The 25558-nt window shown below is 43.5% G+C and carries 19 protein-coding genes; 5 read left to right on the top strand and 14 right to left on the bottom strand.

Going from position 1 to position 25558, the window contains the following annotated elements:
• Positions 1-94 precede the first annotated feature (94 nt).
• Both VIR50_RS00130 and VIR50_RS00125 read left to right on the top strand, forming a co-directional pair.
• Positions 95-841 carry an MlaE family ABC transporter permease gene (locus VIR50_RS00130; RefSeq protein WP_331933122.1) on the top strand — a complete coding sequence of 249 codons (747 nt, stop codon included), beginning with the start codon at positions 95-97 and terminating at the stop codon, positions 839-841.
• Positions 838-1623, top strand: a complete 786-nt coding sequence (locus VIR50_RS00125; protein WP_331933121.1) for an ABC transporter ATP-binding protein — start codon at positions 838-840, stop codon at positions 1621-1623. The genes VIR50_RS00130 and VIR50_RS00125 overlap by 4 nt, the downstream gene beginning before the upstream one ends.
• A gap of 42 nt (positions 1624-1665) precedes the next feature.
• Here VIR50_RS00125 and VIR50_RS00120 read toward each other — a convergent pair whose 3' ends face one another.
• The 13 genes from VIR50_RS00120 to VIR50_RS00055 form a co-directional block, all read right to left on the bottom strand.
• Positions 1666-2058 carry a hypothetical protein gene (locus VIR50_RS00120; protein ID WP_331933120.1) on the bottom strand — a complete coding sequence of 131 codons (393 nt, stop codon included), beginning with the start codon at positions 2056-2058 and terminating at the stop codon, positions 1666-1668.
• 668 nt (positions 2059-2726) lie between these two features.
• Positions 2727-3899, bottom strand: a complete 1173-nt coding sequence (locus VIR50_RS00115; RefSeq protein ID WP_331933119.1) for a DUF1735 and LamG domain-containing protein — start codon at positions 3897-3899, stop codon at positions 2727-2729.
• Between the two features lie 75 nt (positions 3900-3974).
• Complete coding sequence (locus VIR50_RS00110) at positions 3975-5006, bottom strand: glycoside hydrolase family 18 (protein WP_422662199.1); 1032 nt, start codon at positions 5004-5006, stop codon at positions 3975-3977.
• Between the two features lie 23 nt (positions 5007-5029).
• Positions 5030-6667: a SusD/RagB family nutrient-binding outer membrane lipoprotein gene (locus VIR50_RS00105; protein ID WP_331933118.1), complete on the bottom strand. Its 1638-nt coding sequence runs from the start codon at positions 6665-6667 to the stop codon at positions 5030-5032.
• 20 nt (positions 6668-6687) lie between these two features.
• Positions 6688-10041, bottom strand: coding sequence for a SusC/RagA family TonB-linked outer membrane protein (locus VIR50_RS00100; protein WP_331933117.1), 3354 nt, complete (start codon positions 10039-10041; stop codon positions 6688-6690).
• A 322-nt stretch (positions 10042-10363) separates the two neighbouring features.
• Positions 10364-11344 (bottom strand): FecR family protein, encoded by a 981-nt coding sequence (locus tag VIR50_RS00095; RefSeq protein WP_331933116.1) that lies wholly within the window; start codon positions 11342-11344, stop codon positions 10364-10366.
• Positions 11345-11383: 39 nt separating this feature from the next.
• Entirely contained in the window at positions 11384-11947 is a 564-nt protein-coding gene (locus VIR50_RS00090; protein WP_331933115.1) for an RNA polymerase sigma-70 factor, read from the bottom strand.
• A 378-nt stretch (positions 11948-12325) separates the two neighbouring features.
• Complete coding sequence (locus VIR50_RS00080) at positions 12326-13798, bottom strand: anaerobic C4-dicarboxylate transporter (RefSeq protein ID WP_331933114.1); 1473 nt, start codon at positions 13796-13798, stop codon at positions 12326-12328.
• Between the two features lie 261 nt (positions 13799-14059).
• Positions 14060-15373, bottom strand: coding sequence for a ribosome biogenesis GTPase Der (der, locus tag VIR50_RS00075; protein WP_331933113.1), 1314 nt, complete (start codon positions 15371-15373; stop codon positions 14060-14062).
• A gap of 103 nt (positions 15374-15476) precedes the next feature.
• Positions 15477-16358: a GTPase Era gene (gene era, locus VIR50_RS00070; protein ID WP_331933112.1), complete on the bottom strand. Its 882-nt coding sequence runs from the start codon at positions 16356-16358 to the stop codon at positions 15477-15479.
• An 85-nt stretch (positions 16359-16443) separates the two neighbouring features.
• Positions 16444-17463: a beta-ketoacyl-ACP synthase III gene (locus tag VIR50_RS00065; RefSeq protein ID WP_331933111.1), complete on the bottom strand. Its 1020-nt coding sequence runs from the start codon at positions 17461-17463 to the stop codon at positions 16444-16446.
• On the bottom strand, positions 17463-17648 hold the full coding sequence (gene rpmF / locus VIR50_RS00060) for a 50S ribosomal protein L32 (RefSeq protein ID WP_004382259.1): 186 nt from the start codon (positions 17646-17648) through the stop codon (positions 17463-17465). The genes VIR50_RS00065 and rpmF overlap by 1 nt, the downstream gene beginning before the upstream one ends.
• A 27-nt stretch (positions 17649-17675) precedes the next feature.
• Complete coding sequence (locus tag VIR50_RS00055) at positions 17676-18191, bottom strand: YceD family protein (RefSeq protein WP_331933110.1); 516 nt, start codon at positions 18189-18191, stop codon at positions 17676-17678.
• Between the two features lie 541 nt (positions 18192-18732).
• On the opposite strand from VIR50_RS00055, the gene VIR50_RS00050 reads away from it, so the two are divergent.
• Together VIR50_RS00050 and VIR50_RS00045 are read left to right on the top strand one after the other, a co-directional pair.
• Positions 18733-19677 (top strand): hypothetical protein, encoded by a 945-nt coding sequence (locus VIR50_RS00050; RefSeq protein WP_331933109.1) that lies wholly within the window; start codon positions 18733-18735, stop codon positions 19675-19677.
• Positions 19674-20327, top strand: a complete 654-nt coding sequence (locus VIR50_RS00045; RefSeq protein WP_331933108.1) for an ABC transporter ATP-binding protein — start codon at positions 19674-19676, stop codon at positions 20325-20327. The genes VIR50_RS00050 and VIR50_RS00045 overlap by 4 nt, the downstream gene beginning before the upstream one ends.
• Before the next feature lie 380 nt (positions 20328-20707).
• On the opposite strand, the gene VIR50_RS00040 is transcribed toward VIR50_RS00045, so the two are convergent.
• The gene (locus VIR50_RS00040) at positions 20708-21523 is read right to left on the bottom strand and encodes a hypothetical protein (protein WP_331933107.1); all 816 of its coding nucleotides are present in this window, start codon (positions 21521-21523) and stop codon (positions 20708-20710) included.
• A 412-nt stretch (positions 21524-21935) separates the two neighbouring features.
• Here VIR50_RS00040 and VIR50_RS00035 point away from each other — a divergent pair, with 412 nt between their 5' ends.
• Positions 21936-25289, top strand: a complete 3354-nt coding sequence (locus VIR50_RS00035) for an Eco57I restriction-modification methylase domain-containing protein (RefSeq protein ID WP_331933106.1) — start codon at positions 21936-21938, stop codon at positions 25287-25289.
• Positions 25290-25558: the final 269 nt, after the last annotated feature.

Genomic DNA, 25558 nt, shown 5'->3' with positions numbered 1-25558 from the left:
CAAGCGTTATAAAAGTAAAAACCAACAGCCGATTTGCAGTTTTTCGATAGTTTTTGGTTACTTTTGCAGCAATCAAGTCAGTTTATTTCAGCGCATGTTAATAGTTAAATGGCTTACCACCTTTGGTAATTATCTCATTCTTATGGGGCGTGCTTTTTCCCGTCCGGAACGAATGAGAATGTTTTTCAAACGATATATAAAAGAAATGTCACAGTTAGGTGTCGACTCTATCGGCATAGTACTGCTTATTTCTTTCTTCATCGGCGCCGTTATCTGTATTCAGATGAAGGTCAACATTCAAAGTCCGTGGATGCCCCGATGGGTATCGGGCTATACCACCCGTGAAATCATGTTGCTCGAATTTTCCAGTTCCATCATGTGCCTTATATTGGCCGGTAAAGTCGGAAGCAACATCGCGTCAGAACTCGGCACCATGCGTGTGACCCAACAGATTGACGCCCTCGACATCATGGGCGTCAACTCCGCTTCTTACCTCATATTACCGAAGATTATGGGACTGGTCACCATTATGCCTTTCCTCGTTATCTTCAGCTCCGCCATGGGAATTGTAGGCGCTTATGCCACAGCCTATATAGGACATATCACGTCAGCCGAAGACCTAACCCTCGGCATGCACCACGCCTTTAATCAATGGTTCGTGTGGATGAGTATCATCAAAAGTCTCTTCTTTGCCTTTATCATAGCCAGCGTTTCGTCCTATTTCGGCTACACGGTAGAGGGCGGTTCGGTCGAGGTAGGCGAAGCCAGCACCGACGCCGTGGTATGTTCGAGCGTGCTCATTCTGTTTTCCGATGTCTTCCTAACCCAAATGCTATCATGATTGAAGTCAAACAACTCACCAAATCTTTCGGAGACAAAACTGTCCTCGACCATATTGACACCGTCTTTGAGACCGGCAAAACCAATCTGATTATCGGCCAGAGCGGCTCAGGAAAGACCGTGCTGATGAAAAACTTAGTCGGGCTGCTCGATCCCACCAGCGGTCAAGTACTTTACGACGGGCGCAACTTCGTGACGATGAGCAAGAAAGAGAAGGTTCACATGCGCCGTGAAATGGGTATGATTTTCCAAGGTGCGGCGCTCTTCGACTCGCTCTCCGTGCTGGAGAACGTGATGTTCCCTCTCGACATGTTTTCTACAATGAATTACAACGAGCGAGTGAAACGGGCCAAGGATTGCCTCGCCCGGGTCAACTTGATAGACGCAGGCAATAAATTCCCGGGTGAAATTTCGGGTGGCATGCAAAAGCGTGTGGCCATTGCCAGAGCCATTGTACTCAATCCGAAATACCTTTTTTGCGATGAACCTAACTCCGGACTTGACCCCAAGACATCGTTGGTCATAGACGAACTTCTGTCGGATATAACCAAAGATTTCAACATGACCACCATCATTAATACCCACGACATGAATTCCGTCATGGGCATTGGCGAGAACATTTGTTTCATCTACAAGGGCCGAAAAGAATGGCAGGGCACAAAAGATGACGTGATGGGGTCGAACAATGAAAAGCTGAACGCCTTGGTTTTTGCCAGCGATCTGTTCCGAAAAGTAAAGGCTGCCGAAATGAAAGAAATGTCTACAACGACAAGCGCCATGTGATTTCTCACATGGCGCTTGCTGTTTTATGCCTTTATTTAGCGCTTAACGCATATACCACACGCCTTTACGCCATATCATTGGCACCACTATATCTTCCTTGGTACTGTCACCATAGGCCAGCGTCAGAAACACTTGCGCCACACGCCGGGCTGTATCAGCCTTGGCCGAGGCAAAGCGTACCTCACGTATTCCCCGGTGTTCTTGTTGCTGCTGTTCCAAGAACATGCGGGCATTGGTCACCAACTGCTCCCTATAAACGGGTGGTATCGTGTCGGGCATATCCATCCCCGCCACATAAGCCTCCACATCCCCATGGAGCAGATAGTCATAATACTGACGGGCTGTCTGTCCGGCCACATCACCGGGAGCGGGCGCCGAGTTGCCACATGAGCCCAACACTACGAGAAAAAGGAAGAGAAATATATTTTTTTTCATGTGCGTCAATCGTCCTGATTGGCTGCAAAGATAATTAAAATAAACCGCATCTTCCCTTCTCGCACTACAAAAAGATATTAAACATAGCGAGGAATTTACTTGTAATAATGCGATTTTTAACGCATTAATTTTCCAAAAATCTCGCTATTTCCCAAATTTACAGACTATTATAATCCATCAAATTCACGCTAAATAAGGGTAAAACCCACGAAAAAGATGGGCGTTTCGTGGTACTATCTATAAAAGAGTGTAGGTTCTATTTTTCTTTTGTTCAAATGCAAAGTAGCACAGTTGAGTAAAGCAGTTGGTACAGTTGGTTCTGCTAAATGTGGCAATTAACTTTGTCAAAGATGGCAGATGGCCGCATCAAAGATGGCATTTGAACGTATCAAACATGGCACTTGGTCGTATCAAACATGGCAATTAGTAAAACCCTGAATAACAATTGGTTAAGAAAATAAAGAAAGATAGTTTTCGTTCTTTATGACAAATAAACTCCTGAAGATCGGAACCCATAGGGTTGCGTACCATTGTTCTCGTCTCCATACGAAAGAGAGGCTTCATAGCCAAGCCTTTCCATGGAGTGAGTTTTTAACAACGGACTCGTCAATAAGAATAGTACTTGGCACCGCCAACCATAGCTGTTGGCAGTGCTAAGGGTAAAGGGATTATGGGCAAGGTACTTCTTGCTGCCATTCTATCGAGCCGTATCCTTCTTTTACGGCTGTGTGTCCATGGCCCGTGTAATCTTTACAATTGTCCGCCATGTCGTCGAGTTTCCAATAGCCTTCCAATCCTTTGCTGTCTACATCTACAAAGCATCGGTGAAGCGGATTTCGCAATTCGGCGGGCGTGAGTGCTCTGGTCCAGAAACGTGCCTCGCTTATTGAGCCTTTAAAATGGAATCCATTTTGTACTCCGGGAGCGGCACCAATGTAGAAGTTATTGGTAAACGATATTTTTTTGCTATAGTCGGCCTCAGCAAAAAGAATACCATCGAGGTAGAGTTGCAGCTTATTATTGGAGAAAACACCTGCCACATGATACCACTCTCCGAGGTTCATGGGAAAACCGAGCTTGCCGGCATATACGCTCCATTGTTTCACTCCCAGCATTACCACGGGCACATTGCCGGCACCACCGACGCGGTCAGGTGTGCCGTCTACAAATAGCCACGCACTCTTTTCTATGGTTTCACTTTCGGGAAAGCCTAAGATACCCATCAGGTTTCCGTCGTAATATTTTGGGAATTGCCACATGTTGATGCGGGCCTCTAATGTAAACTCATCGAGGTTTTGGAACCGACTGACATCTTGATCCTTGAAGTTGACCTTAAAATAGTTCTCTCCATTGAGCTTCGGAACGTTCATCAATATGGTGCGATTGAGCACCACATAGAGCACATCGCTACCGGGCAGGGCCGGATAAGTCTTGCTTTGGCTTTGCAAACGTATAGGCACAAGGTAATTGATACCCTTCTTGAGAGACTCAATGTCTTCCACTATTAACTTCACAGGTTCGGAACGGTGCATTCCGCTCTGGATTTTCAGATGATTTTCAGATAGTTTACAGATTCCGTCAGGCAGGGCTTGGAAGTTTTCCCCATGGCTACTATTGTAATTTTCTACCAACGCGTTGTCAATGGAAAGAGTGCCTTCTATGTCTTCCGATGGAATCAAGGCACTTGAAATGGTAATACCCATGGCATCGCCCGCATGCTTTGCCGAGAACGAAGTAACGGGTGTCTTCTCTGCCGCCGTGATATAGATGGCGTCTACCGAAACGCTATCGTTGCACGATGCTACAACGGTGCAGCATAGGGCAAATATTGCTGTGCGCATGTTTTTGAATATTCTGTTCATATCTGTAGTTATGTTAAAATGGTATATTGATATAGTTGTGGGGTATTCCCGCTGTTATTGCTTCTGCTTTACCTTGCCTCCGGCAGGGTTCATAATCTGAATAGCTTGGCGTGCATAAAAATAGTTGTTTGGTGGAACGGGCTTTCCTAAGTGATTGCTTTCACCATAGGCAAATTGCAAAACGTATGAACCACATCCAGCAGTGCCTTTGTCTACAGCATAGTGGGCCATACCCCACAAACTTGGAATTTCTTCATTATTGTATCTGTAGCTTACGCCGCCATGGCCGAAAGCATTGCCCACCTGACTGGTCCACTCGCAGAAGATACGTTTTTCGTTCGGGAACCCTTTTCCATAGTCGTTCCATTGGTCTTTCAAACGGTAGTCGAGCGAGTAAGGACTACGGGCTTCGTAGGCTTGACCTACGAAATAATCGAAGCGGTCGGCATATTCGCTGTCGAGCCATTGCCCATCAACAAGCAATAACTTATGCTTTCCGTTTACTTTGTATTTCTCATCACACTTCGGACCGAGGTACTTGCTCATCACATCGATAAAGGTACGCATCATCTCAGTGGTGTAAGCATCGCCTCCGAAAGAAGGCTCATAGTCGAGGTCAAAACCGTCTAATCCCCATGTATAAATGGAGTCTACGAGGTTTTTGGCATACACTTTCATGGAATCCAAATTGTCTTTACCCTCTCCCGTGGTGCTAAAATAATTTTCAGGCCACATGGTGAGCAGCACTTTTGTTCCTCGATGTTCTTGCAGGAATTTAACGTCGCTGCGGTTTTGTTCATTGTTCACATAGCCGGTGAAAAACGATACAATATCGAGGCTATCGGGTATTCCTCTCAGGCGTGTTTGCATAGAACTGGTAGCAGGGCTATAGTTCATCCATGCAAAGAATAGTTTGTGGTCTGAGTTTTTGTAAGCAATCAGCGCTGCCTCTTCTTCGGGTGTGAGAGAAGAGAATTGCGTTTCGGGTAGGATGACAGACGACGGTTCGGTCCATTCTTCGCATCCGGTAAGTGCCATTGCTCCCACGAAGCAACATATAGCGGCTATGAAATGATATTTATTCATACTTGTTTATGTTTATATTTTGATTATTCTTCGTAAGGTTTAGCTGTTCTCTTGTCCCACCATAATTTTGTTCCGCCATTGTCGGCGCCTTTCAACATTTTCAATCCCTCGGCATATTGTTCGGGGTAATCGTGTTGTAGGTTATTGGGGTATGGCAGGCGTGCTATTTGCTTTTGCGTATCGATACTTCCACCACTGTAGTTGATTCCGTTTGGAATGACCATGGGGAAACCGGTTCTTCTGAATTCACTCCAAGCCTCTTGACCATCGGGAAAAAGTGCAATCCATTTTTGCGTGATAATCTTTTCCAACAATGTTTCTTCGTCATCGTTATCAGCTTCCCAATTGACAGAAACTTGTCCGGTCTGATCATAGCTGTTCATATCATCCAATACGTCGGTATAGGCTTTGGGTGTTTCTTCACCTTCGAGATAGGCCTCGGCATCGCCGGCTTTGGCACCGCTTGCTCCTATGGGTTGATCGAAAGCAATGCGTATGCCCTGCTCATAGAAATCACGTGCAGAAGTTCCTTCCGTTTCCCAGCCTCTCAAGGCTGCTTCGGCACAAAGGAAATATACTTCGGCCGCGGTCATGATCTGAATGGGGGTTTCGGGCGAAACATTTAATTTGGAAAATACTTTATATTCATTGCCTTCAAAGATGATACCGTTTCGTACACCGTTATAATCTCTCTCGTCCGATATTTCGGAAGGCAAGAACCACAGCTTGAGTCGCGGATCGTTATAACCCTTTAAATAGCACTCCATTGTTGCGCCAAGGCGTGTGTCGTTATAGGTGTGGCAAATCATATAGAGCGGATTGACCGTAGACGAACCGTTAACATGAATCATAGCATTGTCTTCATTGCTTTTGAAAACTCCGGCTTTAATGGCCTCTTCAGCCTTTGCTTTTGCTTTTGCTTCATCAGCGTAGACAATGCGAAGGGCAAGGCGCAATTTGAGCGAATTGGCAAATTTAATCCACTGGGCAAAGTTCCCGTTGTAGATATTGTCGTATGCGGCAAGGGGTTTTACTCCCGGATTAGCCTTGACATAGCTTTGCAGAATATCCACAGCTTCATCAAGTTCTTGGAAGAACTGATCGTATACCTCTTCCTGTGGCGTGAACGGAACGTCGGAAGCAGGAACAAAATTCTTATAGGGAATAGGCCCATACATATCCGTAATGCGGTGCATGCCGTATACTTTGAGTATCTGTCCTACAGCGAAAGTGGTTGGGCTGATATTCTTTTTGGTGTAAAGGCTGTACCATGGGTTCATATAGTTTTGGTAAGCCACGGTATATGCTGTTGTACACCAATCGGGTGTCATGCTGTAGGTGGTATTATTGTGGCCGTTGTTTTCAAACATATTGGATGCCCCTTGCTGGCCGGAATAAACATCACCGGCAAGACTGAACATCTTTTGATAGTTGTTCACGTCGACATTCTGATCTTTCACAACGCAGGGGTTGAGCTGATATTCCATCTGGGTTATCAGCGATCCCAATCCTAAATTATCATATCCCAACTCTTTTTCGGTAGCGGCATTGGGATCGGTATTGGTCTCATAAAAGTTATCGGTACATGCATTCAATGTGAAACTTATTGAAGCTGCAGCCAGTATGAGTTTGGCATTTATGCCTATAATAGATCGTTTCATGAGTGTTTATATTTTTGATGTTATAATGCGAATCTTACATTCAGGCCAAAGCTTCTAAGACTTGGCATAAGGAAGTAGTCTATCCCCTGATAATAGGTACCTACAGATGAAGTGAGCTGTGGATCGAACGGAGCTTTATTATAGATCATCCATAAATTGCGAGCGTTGACGGAGATAGTTAGATCCTTGATGGTGTTGCCAAACAGAGGCTTACCGAATTTATAGGATAACGACGCTTCGCGCAAACGGATGTTGGTTGCACTGTACACGTAATTTGATAAAACGCCTGAGCCTCCGCCCACTTGCTTGTAATAGGTTTCTGCATCCATGAGAATACCGTTGACATATACACCACCGTTGTCGCGTGCTTTGGCACTTTGCTCGGATGCACCGAATGAATCGAGTACGGCCTGTGTAGAAGAAACTACCTTGCCTCCAATACGTGCATCGACGAGGAACGACAGTGTGAACCCTTTATATTTAAAGGTGTTGTTAAAACCAATGATACAGTCGGGATTAGTATTTCCGGCATAAATTAAGTTCTCATTATTAACCAGCATTTGCTGAGTGTTGGGATTGACATACACGTATCCGTTTCCATCTTTTACAAAAGAATTCACGTAAATATCACCAACAGAACCTCCTTCGTTGATATAATTACGGAAAGAAGATAAACCACCCATATCGAAATGAGAAACATTCATAGGTTTACCTGTGAAGGGATTAGGAATGTTTTGTACCAATTCCACAATCTTATTTCTATTGCATGTAAACGTGAACATTGGTGAATACTGCACATTGCCGAACGAAAGGTCTGCATCCAATGAGGCCTCAACACCTTGGTTATTCACTTTTCCCGCGTTTACATAGAAGTAACGGTAACCACTATTATCTTGTGCGCGGAATTTGAACAGCTGGTCAAACGTATTGGCATTATAATAAGTAATGTCTAAACCGAGCTTATTGTTCAGGAAGCGAGAACTTAATCCGATTTCAAAAGACTTTGTTCTCTCAAACTTCAGGTTGTTGATAGGAAGGTCGGGATTGATACTCACACCTCCACCGGGACTGATTGGATAAGAGGGGATGGTAATGCCAGCAAGATAAAGAGGCACATTTCCTACTTTAGCATACGATAGGCGCAGCTTGGAAAAGGTGAGTATACTCTTGGGAACTTTTACAAGCTCGGTCCAAATAAACGACAAACCGGCCGAAGGGTAGAAGATACTCTTGCTATTGGTGTTGGCCAAGAGAGAAGTCCATTCATTGCGTCCGGTAAGATCGAGGAACAACATTCGTTTATAATCGAACGATGCACTGACAAACAAAGCCTGCGACTTCATAGCTTTTCCCTCTTGATATTGCGGTTCGGGAGTTAAGTTATTCAAGGTAAACTTATTTGGAACGCTTGCCAATGGGGCACCGAATTCCAGCTTATTGGAATTGGCTGTATAATTGAAGCTACTATTCTTAAAGCTTCCTCCGGCATTGATAACAACGCCTAATTGTGAGAAGTTCTTATTGAAACTTGCTATGATGTCACCATAGTCTTGCACGCTTTTATCGGCAGCTCTAAGATAAGAACCTTTGTCGGAACCGGAAGTGAGCAACAACAGTGTCGATGCATGGTTTTTAATTTCGTTTACCTTGGTATTACGGTCGGTTCTGAAACGGGCGCTTATGTTGAGCCAATTGGTGATTGTATATTTCAGCGTTCCACCCATGATGATGCGTTCATCTTGATTGATGTTGAAATTTCTGTGGGTTATCCAATAAGGATTCTGCAAACTTCTTTTCTGATCTTCATAGGGCCAGAATTGAGTAGCAAAGCCTCTGCTGGCATTGTATCGCTCGTATGATTTGTATTTTTCTATATTATCGCCTCGCGGAAATAGATAGAGCGGCACAATGGGATTGTAATACTCTCCTTGGGAAAGCATGTTTTGCGTTTTCTTATTTACATACATGAATGTGGCACCCAAGCTCAGCTTGTCGGTTATGGAATACATGCCGTTATAGGTCACGTTGTAGCGGTTGAGCTTATTGTTATGGATGATTCCATGGGCGTTGTATGCAGCCAAAGAGATATACGACTTGTTCTTATCGTTACCGAATTGCAGTCCGACACTGTTTGAAAAACTGCTACCGGTATCGAAGAAATCTGCCGGATCGAACGAAGCCGGATCTTGTAGTTTCGGTCCCCAGCTGGAGAATTCGCCGGTGCGGCTTCCGTATGAATTTTGGAGTTTAGGCAATATAAAGGGGCGGTATAGATCCGTGTAATGTGAGAATGTGATACGTGGTTTTCCATCTTTTAAACCGCCTTGCTTTGAAGTTAGCATGACTACACCATTGGCAGCCTGACCGCCATAGAGGGCTGCTGCCGAAGGGCCGGTGAGAACAGTGACCTCGGCAATGTCTTCCATGTTAATGCCGGAAATGCCGTCTCCTTCATCTACACCGCCGAAGCGACCGTTGGAAGAGGAAGCTCGCTTAGGAAATAAGTCGGGCAATGGGATACCATCCAGCACGTAAAGCGCATTATTGTTGCCTTCCGGATTTACCGATTTATCGCCACGCATAACGACCTTGGTAGATCCACCAATACCTGAAGCCCCTTGGCTCACGGTGATACCAGCGATCTTTCCCGACAAGGCATTGGCAACGCTGGCTTCTTTTACAGTAAGCAGTTGGTCGCTTTTGAGTTTTTGAACATTATAACTTAAGGCTTTGTCTTCTCTTTTGATACCCAATGCCGTTACCACCACCTCGTTCAGATTTTGACCTTCTTCAGCCATTTTAATATCTATGCTGGACCGATTGCCCGGATGAACGGTCTGGGGAGAATAACCGATATATGAAAATTCGATGGCCGGATTGGCGCTTTGGGTAGTAAAGGTGTAATGTCCGTTTATATCCGTTACAACTCCCTGCCCGGTGGTTTTATCGATAACGCTCACTCCAATGAGTGGTTCGCCTTGAGCGTCGGTCACCACTCCTGATACGGTGTGAGGTCCTTGCTGCGTTTTTTGTTCTTGTTTGGCATTCTGTTTCTCTGCTTTATAAGTCAGATAAATCACGTCTCGAGAGATCCGGTAAGTGATACCTGTACCTTTGAACAGTTTGTTAAGCAACGTGTTAATTGGAACATTTTGTGCATTCACAGCGTTTACTTGAATGCCTCGAAGCGAGTCGTTGTAAAAGAAACTGTACTTTGATTGTGACTTTATTTTCTCAATAACAGTCTCAAGCTTGGTACGATTTGTGGAGAGATTGATTTGTGCATTCACCCATTGGAAGGGGATGCAGAAGAAACACAGAGATAAGATGATCCTATTTAAAATAGGATTTCTTTCATAGCAATGTTTTTTCATATTAAATTGGTAAAGTTAAACATACAATCCGCCATGCTAAACGGACTTTTTCAAGTTAATAGTATATTAGTAGTACAATTTACTGTTTAAGACTACGTACCCTTGTGCTGCATTTTTTCTCACAGTAAATATTTTGAGTTGAAAGGGAATTTGCGCTAAAAGACTTTTATACTGTTCCGGGGCCGGTGGAGTACAAAAGTTTGTTTTGTTACATTTCAGGTTATCAGCAGTTGCCGAAAGCATAAGAAATACTTTCGGCAACTGCTGATAACCTTAGTATGCGAGCTGTAAGGTTAAGCTCGTTTGTGCAGGAAAACCTCAGCTATTTGGTATATAAGTTGATGGTATGCCGGTAATGACTGTATTTAAAAGGAATAGAGTAAGATAAATCTTGCAAAATAGAGTCAATGTCTTGTGTGCATCTGATTAAACCCGAATAGGTAGAATGGTCGTGAAGGGCAGGCGTAATCTGAATGTTCACATTGTATAGCTTTTCGAGTATGGCCATGATTTCTGTGATCCGCATGTTGTTGAAAGGTATCATGTGGTTGTGCCATACGGCTTCTACCGGCGTGTAGGTATCTATTACTTCAATACTTTGGCTTGCTTTGTCGAGCACGGCTTTTTGGTTGGGACGCAAAGTAATCATGCCTTCATTGTGATTGCCCGATACTTTGACGCGCCCTTCGATAAGTGCTACTTCGATGGTGTTGCTGTTAGGGCGGGTATTGAAGTTGAAAGTGGTGCCGAGCACTTGTGCTGTCATGGCTTCACTTTTTACGATAAAAGGGTGTAGGCTATCTTTAGCAATCACAAAATAGGCCTCGCCTTCCAATTCTACTTCTCGCTCTGCGGTGCTGAATGTGGCGGGATAGCGCAAGGTGGAATTCGTGTTGAGCCACACTTTGCTGCCATCAGGCAATACAACTTGCTTTATACCGTCTGTCAACGTTGCTATTTCCATCATTTCGACTGAGTTATGCAAGGCATTCATTCCTACGAAAGACAAGCATAGAATCAATACTGCCGCCGCGGCATAACGGATGATTTGTACGGAACGATGTCTTTTTTTGCTCTGTTCTTCTCTTTCTATTCTTCTCATCAGATTGATTTCCGCACGTTGCACACGTGCCTCGTTGGAAAAATGGACATGCTGGCCGGTGTGATAGGCTTCCATTATCTGAAATAGGTATTTGGCATTATCTTCTGATGCGTTTGCCCATTTATACAATTGTTCAAGCCTTTTTGCAGAACAACGCCCTAATATGTAGTCTTTGATAATTTTGTCGTTTATCTGATCCATGATATTGCGTCAAGATATTGTTTTATATAAATAATACAATTAAGAGGTAAAGAAAACGTACTGTAAAAATATAAATAATAAAAAGTATATCAGGTCTTTCAATCGGGTTCGCATGTATTTCAAGGCTTTGTACATGTGTACTTCTACCGTTCTTACAGATATTCCCATGATGTCGGCAATCTCTCTATTCGACATGCCGTGAATATATCCCATTCTAAAAATCTGTCTGCGCTTCTCAGGAAGTTCATCTATGGTTTTGTCAATGATTTGCTTGAGTTCAGAGTTTTCCAAATCTGTTTCCACATTATTGTTGTCGGGATGATAATACTGCATGCGTTTATTCTCTAACTCCACGTATTCTTTGGCATACCTCCCAATCACATACTTGTGTTTCAGCACATTCACGGCGTGCGTATAAACTGATCGAAATAGAAAAGCTCGTACATGTTGTACTTCCGAAATATTGTCGCGCCTGCGCCAATATTCCATAAAAGCATCTTGCACTATATCTTCTACCTCATCGTGCCCAACGATTTTTGTCGCATAAAGAGCCAATGAAGGGTACAAGGTTCTGAATAGAATTCTGAATTCCGCGAGTGTCATACTGTTGCTTAATTTGATATGTTTCTATCCCCATTATTCCATCATAATGGTATTATCGGTTTTCATATCCTTGCCGCAAGAAAGCAATGAATGTTTTGTGCAACAGCATATAAAGACAGGTTGAGTAGTGGCAATAGAATTAATCTTTTCATAACTGTTTACTGATCACGTAATGCAAATATACAGCTTTTTTATGTTCCACTGACACAACCAAAGGTTAATTTGTGATATTTAGCGTATCGCTGCCATGGTTTCTAACGTAATGATAGTTTTATTGTGAACACACTCGGGACTTTGACCGCATATTGCAGCTTTCCAAAGAAGTTGTGTATCAAAGTAAGTAGAACTATTGATACACAACTTTCACGGTTTTATCGCTTAAAACAAGTGGAAAACAAAATGGTAGAGCGCACTCACTCCATAACCGGCCACTGTGGCTGTAATGACATGTACCATGCCCGGCTTCATGAAAGAGTGGTTGAGTAAGTATTTGCCAATGACGGTTGTGCCCGACCGGTCAAAATTAACCGTGGCAATATCCGACGGATAATTGGGAATAAAGAAGTAGCCATAAACACTTGGCATGACGCCCAGCAGCACCCATCCCTCTATACCTAAGGCGTAGGCCAATGGAAGCATGGTCACCACCACGGCGCCCTGACTGTTTATAAGCACGGACACGAGGAAGAAAGCGATGGCGATAGCCCATGGATAAGCACGCACCAAATCGCCAAGCATGGCCTGCATCTCGGGCTGATAATTATCAAAATAGGTATTACTCATCCACGCGATACCATAGATGGCCACCACTGCCACCATACCGTTCTGCCACACCGGCCCGCTAATAGCAGCCTTGGACTTGGCCTTACAGAACATAATCATCAGCGCCGCGGCCGAAATCATGATAATTTGAATCACCACATTCATTGTCAGGTGCTTCTGTACTGTCTGCGTAACACCGGCCATGAGCACGCCGGCCTTGGCCAACTGCTTTGCCGTTACCGACACGCCCGACATTGATACGGGACCTGCGCCATCCACCGGCTCTATGGCTGACCACGAAGGAAGGATATTCACACCGAACATCTGCGGCAAGGAAATCGCCAATATAAGGAGCAGCGCACCCAAGAACACGTAAACCGCCCGACGACTTTCGGGGCTGATGGTCTTGTCGAGCGTAGTGGCGTTGCTGCCATAAATATAGGCCCGCTGAGCAGGATCGGCCAGCTTACGCTGAAATTGTGGGTCCTTATCGAGGTCGAGGCCCCGATGATAGCTCACCAAAGCGGCAAAGAAGATACCCAACACACAAGCCGGTATGTTCACCATGATAATCTGAATGTTGCTCACATGGAACCCATACTGCGATGAGATAGCGGCAAACGCCACCACAGCCGCGGCAATGGGTGAACACGTGATACCGATTTGTGCCGCAATACTGGCCACGGCGCAAGGACGTTCGGGGCGTATTCCCTTCTTCAGGGCTATGTCGCAAATTATGGGCATGAGCGTGTAAACCACGTGACCCGTGCCAACAAGCACCGTAAGAAAGAACGTCGTGAAAGGCGCAAGAAAGGTAATACGCTCGGGATGACGCCGCAACATGCGCTCGGCTATCTGCACCATCCAATCCATACCGCCCGAGGCTTGCAACATACCCGCACAAGTAACGGCGGCAATGATAATATAAATAACATCGGTAGGAGGCTCACCGGGCTTCAATTGGAAACAAAACACGAGAATGGCAAGGCCAATGCCCGAGATAGCTCCCAGCGCTAATGAACCATAGCGCGCGCCTACCCACAAGGCAAGCAACACGATCAGCAATTGGATAATCATTAAAGGTGTCATAGATAGTAATATAAGTTATACGTCAGCAAATATAAAAAAAAGTACCAAAGACCGATAGCTTTACGACTATTTTTTGACATTAAGGTATAAATTAATAATAAAAAGCAGAAAAACGTCAGCCTCGCAACGCCTTATTCACGCCCCAACACTCTGCCACCCCACCCCTTTAAACAGCATGTGCCGCCTCCCGACAGACGGGAAGCGGCACACGATAATTTATTTTCTTGCCCCATATAAAAAGGGCGAACAAGGCCTCATCGGCTATTTCTGACGGATAAAGATATTAATGGGGCAACCGTGCATGCTCCAGTTCTCACGAATCTTGTTCTCGAGGAAGCGACGGTAATTCTCTTTCACATACTGAGGCAGATTGGCATAGAACACGAAAGAGGGAATCTGCGTATTGGGCAACTGCGTGCAATACTTTATCTTGATGTACTTACCCTTGACGCTCTGCGGCGGGAAAGCCTCGATAAGTGGCAACATCACCTCATTGAGTTTAGAGGTACCGACATGGGCCTTGCGATTGAGATATACCTCCTTAGCCGTTTCCAACACCTTAAAAATACGCTGCTTGGTCAGGGCCGAGGCAAAAATGATGGGGAAATCAACGAACGGAGCCATACGATTGCGGATGGCAGCCTCGAACGTGTTGATAACCTTTTGGGTCTTGTCTTCTACCAAGTCCCACTTATTGACAACCACCACAAGACTCTTATTGTTCTTCTGAATAAGCTGGAAGATGTTCATGTCCTGCGCTTCTATACCTCGAGTGGTGTCAATCATGAGGATGCAGACGTCACTGTTCTCAATGGCACGAATAGAACGCATGACACTATAGAACTCCAAGTCCTCCGACACTTTGTTCTTACGACGGATACCGGCGGTATCAACGAGGTAGAAATCGAAGCCGAACTTGTCGTAACGGGTATAGATACTATCACGCGTGGTGCCGGCTATCTCGGTCACGATGTTACGGTCCTCACCGATAAAAGCATTGATAAGACTGCTCTTACCCGCGTTCGGACGACCTACCACGGCAAAGCGGGGAATATCGTCCTCTATCTCTTCCTTGTTCTCGGCAGGCAGCTTCTCCAATACCACATCGAGCAAATCGCCCGTTCCACCACCAGTGGCGGCACTGATACAGAAAGGCTCACCTAAGCCTAACTTATAGAACTCGGCGGCCGTATAGTATTCCGCGCTGTTGTCTACCTTATTGGCCACAAGGATGACGGGCAGCTTGGTACGACGCAAAATCAGCGCCACGTCCTCGTCCCAATCGGTCAATCCTGTCTCCACGTCAACGAGGAAGAGCACCAAATCGGCCTCCTCGGTGGCTACGATAACCTGCTTACGGATGGCGTCCTCAAAGATGTCATCCGACTTAACGACCCATCCTCCCGTGTCGACAACGGAAAATTCACGAGCGTTCCATTGGCATTTGCCATACTGACGGTCGCGGGTTGTGCCGGCGGTATCGCTCACGATAGCCCGGCGTGACTGTGTTAATCGATTAAAAAGTGTTGACTTGCCCACATTGGGGCGGCCAACGATCGCAACTAAATTTGCCATAATGTTGTTTAATTTCTGAAGTTATACATTCTTCGGCCCTCCCTTATGCGGAGAGTATGCCCTCGTTCTATTCAGGGCCAAATACATATTTCTTGAATGATCCTTACTCGGGATTATACCCGAAATTGGTAAGTTCACGTTGTGAGGAGCGCCAATCCTTGTCGACCTTGACGAAGATTTCGAGGAAAATGGTCTTATCGAAAAACTTCTCAAGTGCCTTGCGGGCCTCGGTGCTCACTTTTTTCAGGGCCACACCCTGATGACCTATGACAATGCCTTTCTGTGAATCGCGCTCCACATAGATAACCGCGTTGATGTGAATCTTCTTCTCATCTTCCTTGAATCGCTCCACGGCGACCTCCACGGAATAAGGTATTTCCTTGTCATAGTAGCGCAATATCTTCTCACGGATAATCTCTGACACAAAGAATTTCGCCGGTTTGTCGGTCAACTGGTCCTTGTCGAAATAAGCAGGCGACTCGGGCAACAGTTCCTTAATGCGCTTCATGAGAATGTCCGTACCAAAATTGTTCTTGGCCGATATGGGAAGTATCTCGGCATTGGGCAACAGCGCATGCCACTTCTCCACGATACTGCCGAGCTCTTTCTGATTGCTCTCGTCGATCTTATTGATGAGAAGCAGCACGGGAATGGTCATTTTCCTGACTTTTTCGAGGAAATCGAGATTTTTCTCCGCATTCTCCACCACGTCGGTCACGTAGAGCAAGACATCGGCATCGGCTAAAGCCGACTCCGAGAAGGCCAACATCATTTCCTGCATTTTGTAGTTGGGCTTCAAAACACCGGGCGTGTCGGAGAACACGATCTGCGTGTCGTCCGTGTTGACGATACCCATGATGCGATGGCGCGTGGTCTGGGCTTTAAACGTGGCGATACTGATGCGCTCACCGACGAGCTGGTTCATCAGCGTACTCTTGCCTACATTGGGATTGCCCACGATATTAACAAAACCTGCCTTGTGCATAGAAATCTTTATTAGAACAAAAAAACGCACCGTCTTATCAATCAATAAGAAAGATGCGTTTTCTTGTTATATCAATATTTTTGGTTTACTTTATCCCTGCCACGGCGGCACCGTCGTAGGCCCAGCGATAATAAGTAGCGCCGTTGACGAAACCTGCGCCAAAAGCGGTGAATATGAGGTTGTCGCCTTTCTTCAAATCTTTCTCAAAATCCCAAAGTACCAATGGCATGCAGGCTGCGCTGGTATTGCCATAGCGTTGGATGTTGACGAGGACTTTCTCCATGGGAACACCCACACGCTTGGCCACGGCTTCGATAATACGAAGGTTGGCCTGATGGGGCACAACGTAATCAACGTCGTCCACGGTAAGCCCATTACGCTTTATCACTTCAAGACAATCGTCGCCCATCGCCGTCACGGCATAGCGGAAGACCGTGCGGCCCTCCTGATAGGTGAAGTGCATGCGATGGTCCACGGAATAGTGGGAAGCGGGGAACACGGAGCCTCCGGCCTTGACATGAAGGAAAGGAAGTCCTTTGCCATCGGTGCGATGGTAAGAGTCGATCAGTCCGACATTCTCCTCCTCCGTGCCTTCCAACATGACAGCTCCTGCACCATCGCCGAAGAGCGGACAAGTAGCGCGGTCCTGATAATCGGTCAGCGACGACATCTTGTCGGCACCTATGACGATGATACGCTTGTGACGACCACTCTGAATCATGTTGCAAGCCACGTCGAAAGCGTACATGAAACCGCAGCAGGCTGCCGACAAGTCGAACGCGAAAGCATTCTTCAGTCCCAGCTTGCCCAGTACGATGGACGCCGTAGAGGGGTGAACATAGTCAGGAGTTGTGGTTGCCACAACCAACGCGTCAATGCTATCAGGATCGACACCGGTCTTTTTAAGCAATAGCTTGGCGGCCTTACGGGCCATGTAGGAAGTACCGAGGCCTTCTTCGGTCAGAATGCGGCGCTCCTTAATTCCTGTGCGGGTAACGATCCATTCATCATTGGTGTCGACCATACGTGACAACTCGTCGTTGTTAAGGACGTAGTCGGGCACATAACCGGCAACACCTGTGATGATAGCGTTAATAGTTCCCATTATTCAGCGGTTTCCTTAACAACTGCTACCTTGCCTCTGTAATAACCGCAAGTAGGACAAACGGTGTGGTAAACGTAGTAAGCACCGCAGTTAGGGCATACTGCCAATGTGGGGGCTACTGCCTTATCATGAGTTCTTCTCTTAAGTGTACGAGTCTTCGACTGTCTTCTTTTAGGATGTGCCATAATTCTTTAATGTTTAATTTTATCTTATTATTCTTTTAATTTTCGGAGGGCTTCCCAGCGCGGATCTATGGTCTCTTCTTCCTCACTACTTCGGGTAGCCAGATGTTCTTCAAGCATCTTCATCATAGCAGGGTTGCAATTTCCAGGTGCATGCACATGCTTGATAGGAATATTGAGCTCTATAAATTCATAAATGAGCCATGAAACGTCCAGCCGACCTTCGTCTTCCGGAACGACCACAAGCTCATCTTCCTCTGAGTATTCTTCTCCAAATCTGGCGACAAGCCGCTGGTCGGCCTCTATGGGCTGCAACATATCATCAAGACACTTGTCGCACGGAATGTGTACATGGCCCACGATATGGAATTCCAAGTCGAAAACGGAACCCGCGCGATGAATCATTACATCGGCCACGAGCTGTCCCCGATGAATTTCAGGGGCCTCAATCGCCTCAAAATAAGCGTCGTCAAGCTGCAGCTGCAAAGTGGTTTTACCCTCTTCCAGCGCTTTCAGATCTATCTTAAAGGGCTCTAAGCTACACATTTACAATAAATTGTATATTGTTTCGGGCTGCAAAGTTAGTAAAATCTATGCAATATACAAAATAAAAGCACTTTATTTTTTAGCGTCTATCCCATGAATAGTAAAGCGTTGGAAAGAAAACTCCGACGACATGGCTCCTTAGCCGTGGTTTTGCCAAAGCTACGCTCCGGCACGGTCGAAGGGCTGCTTTCATCGGGTCAAAAGCCTGCTTTGGGATTCCCAAAAGCCCCCTTCGGTCGCATCAAAAGGCCGCTTTTATTCGCCCGAGGGGCTACCGGCCCAAAATACCACCGGTCAACCTACTGCCACAAAGCTCAAGAATATTTAACCCGCTATTGACGTTATGTAACGCGGTTTGCTTGCAGGATTGAGGAAAAATCAGGAACTTTGCGGAATACTTGGCCGCCACCTCAATGACGGACTTGCCATGCTCACAATGGTAAAGCCTTATGGTGGAAGGCGGATATATCGCAGCCATCACACTCACGTATAACTTATAAAATATTAATAACTTATAAACATTATCACCGCCACAAGCACTATGCTATACAAGGCCATCCTAACCATAAGATTACAGATGATTGCCAATTTCCTCAAGGAGTTGGGCTTCATGATGTCGATGGTGCTGATCGTATTGGCCATGGGACTGCTCTTGCTGTTCACGAAGCTCCCGGCAGGCTATCTCACCATGGCATTGGCATGCGTGCTGTGCTGTATTCATTTCGCGAGGAAAGACAAAACGATGATAGAGACGCTGTCGAAACGCATGTATAGAAAGGTGTTGCGGGTTGACTATACATTGACAGCGGCCCCGTTTTTCATGGAAGCCGTGCTTTTAGGACATGTGAAAGACATGGCAGGATGTATGCTCACGCCCCTTGTTTTCATGTATCTGCCCTCCTTCCAATTTCATTTAAGAATACCCACTCATCCGCTGCTCCTAAAAGGAAGTTTGTTTTACGCGGGCAACATGAGGCTGTTGCTTGTACCATACATCATCTGTCTGCTCTGCGCCGCCATGGGATGGCTTTACGCCAATAGGAACCTGATGATAGTAAGCACCATGGTTTTCGTTTTTCTATTGGGCGGTCTACAGTTTATGAAAGCGCGACTGCCGCATGTACTTTTTTATAAAGACTTCCACCACATGGTTCTCCTAAACGGTCGGTTGGCGTTCATGAATGCCCTCATGCTGCTTATTCCCTTTGGCATTCTGTATTTCGCGGCGGCCCCGAACGGGCTTCGACTGCGTGAAATATGGGTTGGATGGGCAGCATGTGCCTTGTTTTGGCTACATACTTACCTGCTCCGATTTTCTACTTCCTCCCTAACGATCATACATGAATTTATTTTCATGGCCTTGTTTATCCTCTGTTGCGCAGCCATTATTTCCAATTATATGGTCGTCGGGCAGCTTATCATAGCAATATTGCTCATCTTCATCGCTCGAAAACAAACACACAGCATTTTTAAAAGAACAATATGAAAGTAACACATATAACCAAACGATACGGGAAACAGACCGTTCTCGACGACGTGAACATAGATTTTGAGCATGGTCGTATTTACGGAATCATGGGTGAGAACGGCGCGGGCAAGAGCACGTTATTCAGATGTATGACAGGACTGGAGCAGTTTGACGGGACTGTTTCCATGGATTCGCATGCCACGATTGGCTATCTGAACGACTCACCTTACTTTTATCCATTGGTAACGGCACGAGAATTTATCGATTTCAGCCTTCGTGCAAGAGGATTGGAGATTGACGAGGCTGAAATAAAGGCGCTCAACGAGCAATTCAGATTGCCCCTCCGGCAATATCCAAGTAGTTACTCCATGGGCATGAAGAAACGGCTCATGCTCCTGATTCTCATGCTACAACACAGCGATATTTACATTTTGGACGAACCGTTCAACGGGTTGGATTTATCAGGCAGCCTGCTGCTGAAGAAATGGATTTTGGAAATGAGTCAACAAGGACGGCTCATCATTCTCTCGTCTCACATCATTTCATCGCTTACCGACATCTGCAACGAGATTCTTTACATCCATCATGGAAAAATCGTCAAACGGTTCAAAGATAAGAACACGGCAGAAATTGAATCAGAGATAAGGGCCTTCATCATGTCTACATAGCCGTGGCGACAAAGTCGGGAGCGCTTGTGGCAGTCCGCGAAACATGACGCAAAGGGATAAAAAGAATGTTGAATGTGGGCTTTCTTTGAAGAGTAACATTTAAATAAAAGCAAACAATACTTTTACAATTGTGGCTCGTTCGATGCGTTCAATGTCAGGAAATTCCGTATGTTTTGTTTGAGATAAGACGGAAATGTTCCAAATGATAAGTTGTTTTTTTTAACCTATATCAGCACAACCCGTCAATAAAAAAGCCGTTGACGAAGTAAACTCTACGTTTAAAACCTTCGCCAACGGGTGAGCAATATATATTTTTAAAACTCTAATTCCAATCCCATATCTTCCAATAAAGGGAGTCGTAAGTGAGCAATATACACTTTTTAAAACTCTAACTCCAATCCTATCATCAAATCTTCGGGAGCAAACAATATACCAAAGCCATTAGAACCAATCTTAGGCTCCTCGCCCATTACGTAGTCCTTTCTATACCCCGCAAAACCAATGCGCATGCAGAGACACAGTCCTTCCGTCAGGTCCACGCAGGCGCCGGGCCTTATCCCGATTTCCCATCCATGGAGATTAGTCGTCTGTTGAGTAGCTTTATTCTTTTCCTTCGTCCAATTTAGGCCGAATCCTCCATCCAAATACAAATTAAACGGGCCCTTATGCAGGTAATAATAGCGAGCGAAAGGCGACACCTTGAAGCCATGGGCAGAAATACGCTCTTCACCTTTCGTGCTTTTCTCGTACTCATAGCCCAGCAACATTCCCAAGCCCCAATCCTCATTAAACAAGTAACCAAACTCCGGACATAAGTCAAACATGAAGTGCTTGTCTTCGCTATTGTTCCACAACGTCAGCGCTCCTCCGGCGAAGAAGCGTCCACTCTCTTCATGCGCAGTAAAGGGTTGTACGGTGACTTCCGCCCCATGGCCTTGTCCTTTCGCAGCGACGGCCAAAGCGTTCACCCCGTTCATGGTGGCAACAATATCCGTTTGACTTGGCCATTCCTTCTCCGTGGTCAGAATCTTTGTTTCATCCTTGCCCTGAACAACAGCCATAGGATATTGTCCTTTCGCTACCAACTCCAATACATCAGAGTTATTCTTAGCCGAAATTCCTTTCGCATAACTTTGCCCATACATGGCGGTAGTCAGCCCTAAAGCCGCCAACAACAGAATCAGTGTCTTTCGCATAATATAAAGTTTACCATTAATCGTCCAACGATTGATCATTTCTTTATTTGCAAAAGTAAGCCAAACACCTATTTATTACAATCCCTATTAGTAGGTATTTTAAAAACATTTGCTATTTAAAAGAATAAAGCACCGATAATATAAAACATTTAAGTAACTTTGTCTTTGATAAAACAAGATAAAATATTATCGATACTGATTGGTTGACATCCATAAACCTACAAAATATTATTATGATATAAACTTTTAAGCCAATAATATTGGAAAAAATATCTTTAACAGTAGATCGGTAAATCCAATTATATAATTAATAAATGGTGCTATCAATAATATTTTGATAGATTCAAAAACGATATTGCAGCATTCTTACTGTTGGATGTGAAAAATCGAACCTTGAGTTACAATTATTGTTTTGAAAATAGTAAATATGATTAATTCTTCTAAAATATCGAATTGGTTAAAGAGTGGAGAATATCTCTCTTTGATAGACTCTGCCCTCACAAAAATTATCAGAGATTGTGAATCTTCTGATAGTGAAGCACATACTTCTTCTATTTTTGAGAACGAAATATATTACTTAGTCAGAAGCCAATTAGGAATTGAATTACAATTTAGCAAGGAAACTCCTATTGAAGGTGTGGTACACAAATTTGAGGGACTTTCATCTCGAAAGAGTGGTCATGGTAGATTAGATGCTGTTGTAAACAATATCATCATCGAGTACAAACATAATACAAAATTAAAAACACAAAAACAGATAACCTCAGCATTCGAGCAAGTAAAGGACTATCTCATTGCTCTGAATAAAAATGAAGGTATAAAATATGATGCTATTCTAACTGATGGTATCAAAATTGCATTTTTCCAGTTTGTTGGTGATGTAGTTTGTAATACTTCATTAAGAAATATTACAGCCAATGATATTAATAGAATTATTAATGCAATTTTAAATAATCAATCTAAGAAATTTGAACCCTCTAATATTGTTAAGGATTTTTCAATATCCCCTAATTCAGAATCGGCGTCTAAAATAATAGCAAAGATTCTGTATAAAGAACTGTCTAATGACATTACAGAAAAGTCAAATATGTTATATACAGAATGGAAAGAATTAATGCACTTGTCTGTTGAAGACAACGGAAAAAGCAGAGATATTGAGAAAAGAAGAACAGACCTTACCAATATTTTCACTAGTAAGATTTCTGATACCGAAAAAGAGTATAAAGCTTTATTTGCCCTCCAAACAACATATTCAATCATCGTAAAACTAATAGCATGCAAGATTGTTGACAAACTAAATTTCAATAAAGATACACATGATTATCATGACTTGTCTTCATTGACATCTGAAAAGACTCAGATCTTTTTCCAAAAAATGGAAGATGGATATTCCTATACAAGTATGGGGATACGAAATTTCCTAGAGGGAGATTTCTTTTCTTGGTATGCAGATTCTAGACAATGGTCAGAAGATTTTTGGTCAAATATAAAAGTAATCATAACAACTTTAGACGAATACTCTTCTTTCTCACTAAATGTAAAATATAATCCTATCGATGTATTTAAAGATCTCTACATGAGCATAATACCACAGTCCATTAGACATTCAATGGGAGAATACTTTACCCCGGAATGGCTGGCCGACAGTGTTATTACAGAAGCACTACAAACAATTAGTAGTAAAAACTGGAGTGCTATTGATCCTTGCTGTGGCTCTGGAATTTTCATTATTGCTCTCATTAAAAAAGTTGTAGGGGATATAAATATCAACGATCTTTCAGACACTGAAAAAAAATACTTACTACAATCAATTCTAGATAGAGTGCATGGTATTGATATAAATCCACTATCTGTTTTGTCTGCAAGAGTCAGCTATTATATTGCAATTCATCAATTTGGCGATATAGAAGATATAGAAATACCTATTTTATTAGGCGATTCTGCTATCGTACCTAGTTCCAAAAATATAGACAACATTGATTGTTATTACTATTCTATCAACAATAATAAATATGGAACATTGAATGTTTTACTTCCAAAAAGTTTTGTAGATAGACTTGACTTTGGAAAAAAAATGAACGAATTACAAGCTCTTGTTAAGGCCGAAAGTGCAACTGTGCTATACTCAAAGATCATAGAACACTTCACTGATCAAGAAAAAGCAAGTAAAATACTTATGGGGGCTATTCGCCAATTATCAGAAGATTTAATAAAACTGCATAAAAATAAATGGGATGGCATTTGGATAAGAATAACGACAAACTTTATGATGATAGCTCGTCTCCATAAGCATGAATTAATAGTAGGAAATCCACCATGGGTAAAATGGGAGCACCTTCCTGCTACTTATACAAGAAAAATTAAGGATTTTTGCGATATTAGACATATTTTCTGTAATGACGGAATGTATGGAGGTGCCCAATTGAATATTTGCGCCTTAATTTCAAACGTTTCAGCCACAAATTGGCTAAAGGACAATGGGGTATTAGCCTTCTTAATGCCTGATAGCTTGATGTCTCAAAACTCTTATGAAGAGTTTAGAAATTTTTATATAGACTACACCAAGAGCGAGAGATTATATTTACAAAAAATAGATAGATGGTGTGCCCCATTACGACCATTTAAAGTTGGTACAAAATCTGTTACTCAAGATTTTAATACATATTATTATTCTAATCCAAAAATCGACTATAAGAATGGAGTTAAAGTTAGGGCAATTGCTAAGAAAAAAGGAATTAATGATCTTATCATTAATAAATGTCAGACTTTTGAAGAAGCAAAACAATACCTTATTTTTACAGAACAATCCGCAAAACAGCTGGCAAAAGAATCTACACAATTTACATATGTGTCGGAAGACTTTGACTATTCAACTATTATCGGTGAAACATCATATCTTTATAGAACAGGTGTAGAATCTACCCCTTTCGAAATATTTAAGATGATTGGCGTAGGTCCTTCTAAACAAGAAAATCACTATAGATTTAAGAATAAAGTACTCAAGACATCTAAGTACAAGGTAGATAATATACCACAAAAGGGTTGGGATTTTCCTGTTGAATTACTATATCCTATGGTTGAAGGTCCAGCTATAAAATCTTTTACATTTGATTGGGGTAATAATTATCATTTGTTACCCTATAATAAAGATAACACCTCGAGAGCTATTTCGTTAGATGAACTGACAAAAAAGAATCCAGAGATTGCCGTATACTTTTGTAAGTATAAAGAGTTATTAGACCAACAATCAGACAAAAGCAAAACGATGCATCAAGGTAATGAATTTTATGCACTTTCAAAAATTGGCCCATACACATTTGCTCCTTTCATTGTTGCAGCCAGGGATAATTCTAATTTTTGTTCAAGTGTGATTAAGCCTGTGACGACTCCATGGGGAAAAAGGAAACAAACTATTTGTGTAAAACATACTATTATTATCAGCCAAGATATAGATGGTAACTTTATAACCGAAGACGAATCACATTATATTAATGCAATTCTGAATAGTGGCATCGTTCATTCATATATTCACTCTACATTCAAATCTAATGGATTTAGTCTAAAGAAATCAAATCTTTGTATACCAAAATTTGACAAGTCAAACCGTTTGCATAACAGACTTGCTATTCTCTCCAAATACGCTTCTCTTCAAAGAAATGAGAAAGAACGTGAACGTGTTGTTAAATTGGCGACCTCCCTATATATTATGCTTTGCCAAGAGCAAAAAAAGACTCATGCACAGAGAGTTACTATTTATCACAAATAAATTCTATTGCTATAACTGCAAACCATTTGAATGTCATAAATGGAATCGTCTTAACCAAAAACTTATTAATATTTTGGCGGTAAATTTTATATATCATTCTCTCAGCCCCGTCTGACTAGTCTGATTGTTCCGACAAGTCCTATCTTAGTAACAACCTTCACCCACTCTTCACCTTATCCCCACCCTCAACTCAAACCATTCATCCTCCCAACCTTACACCCTCACAACTCCCCAACACACCAACACAAAAAAAGAGCCCCGACCACTCA

Origin of the sequence: Prevotella sp. (genome assembly GCF_036570325.1) — a bacterium.
Classification (GTDB): domain Bacteria; phylum Bacteroidota; class Bacteroidia; order Bacteroidales; family Bacteroidaceae; genus Prevotella.
Note: the sequence above shows the minus strand (reverse complement) of the source record. Positions and strands in the feature narration are given on the sequence as shown.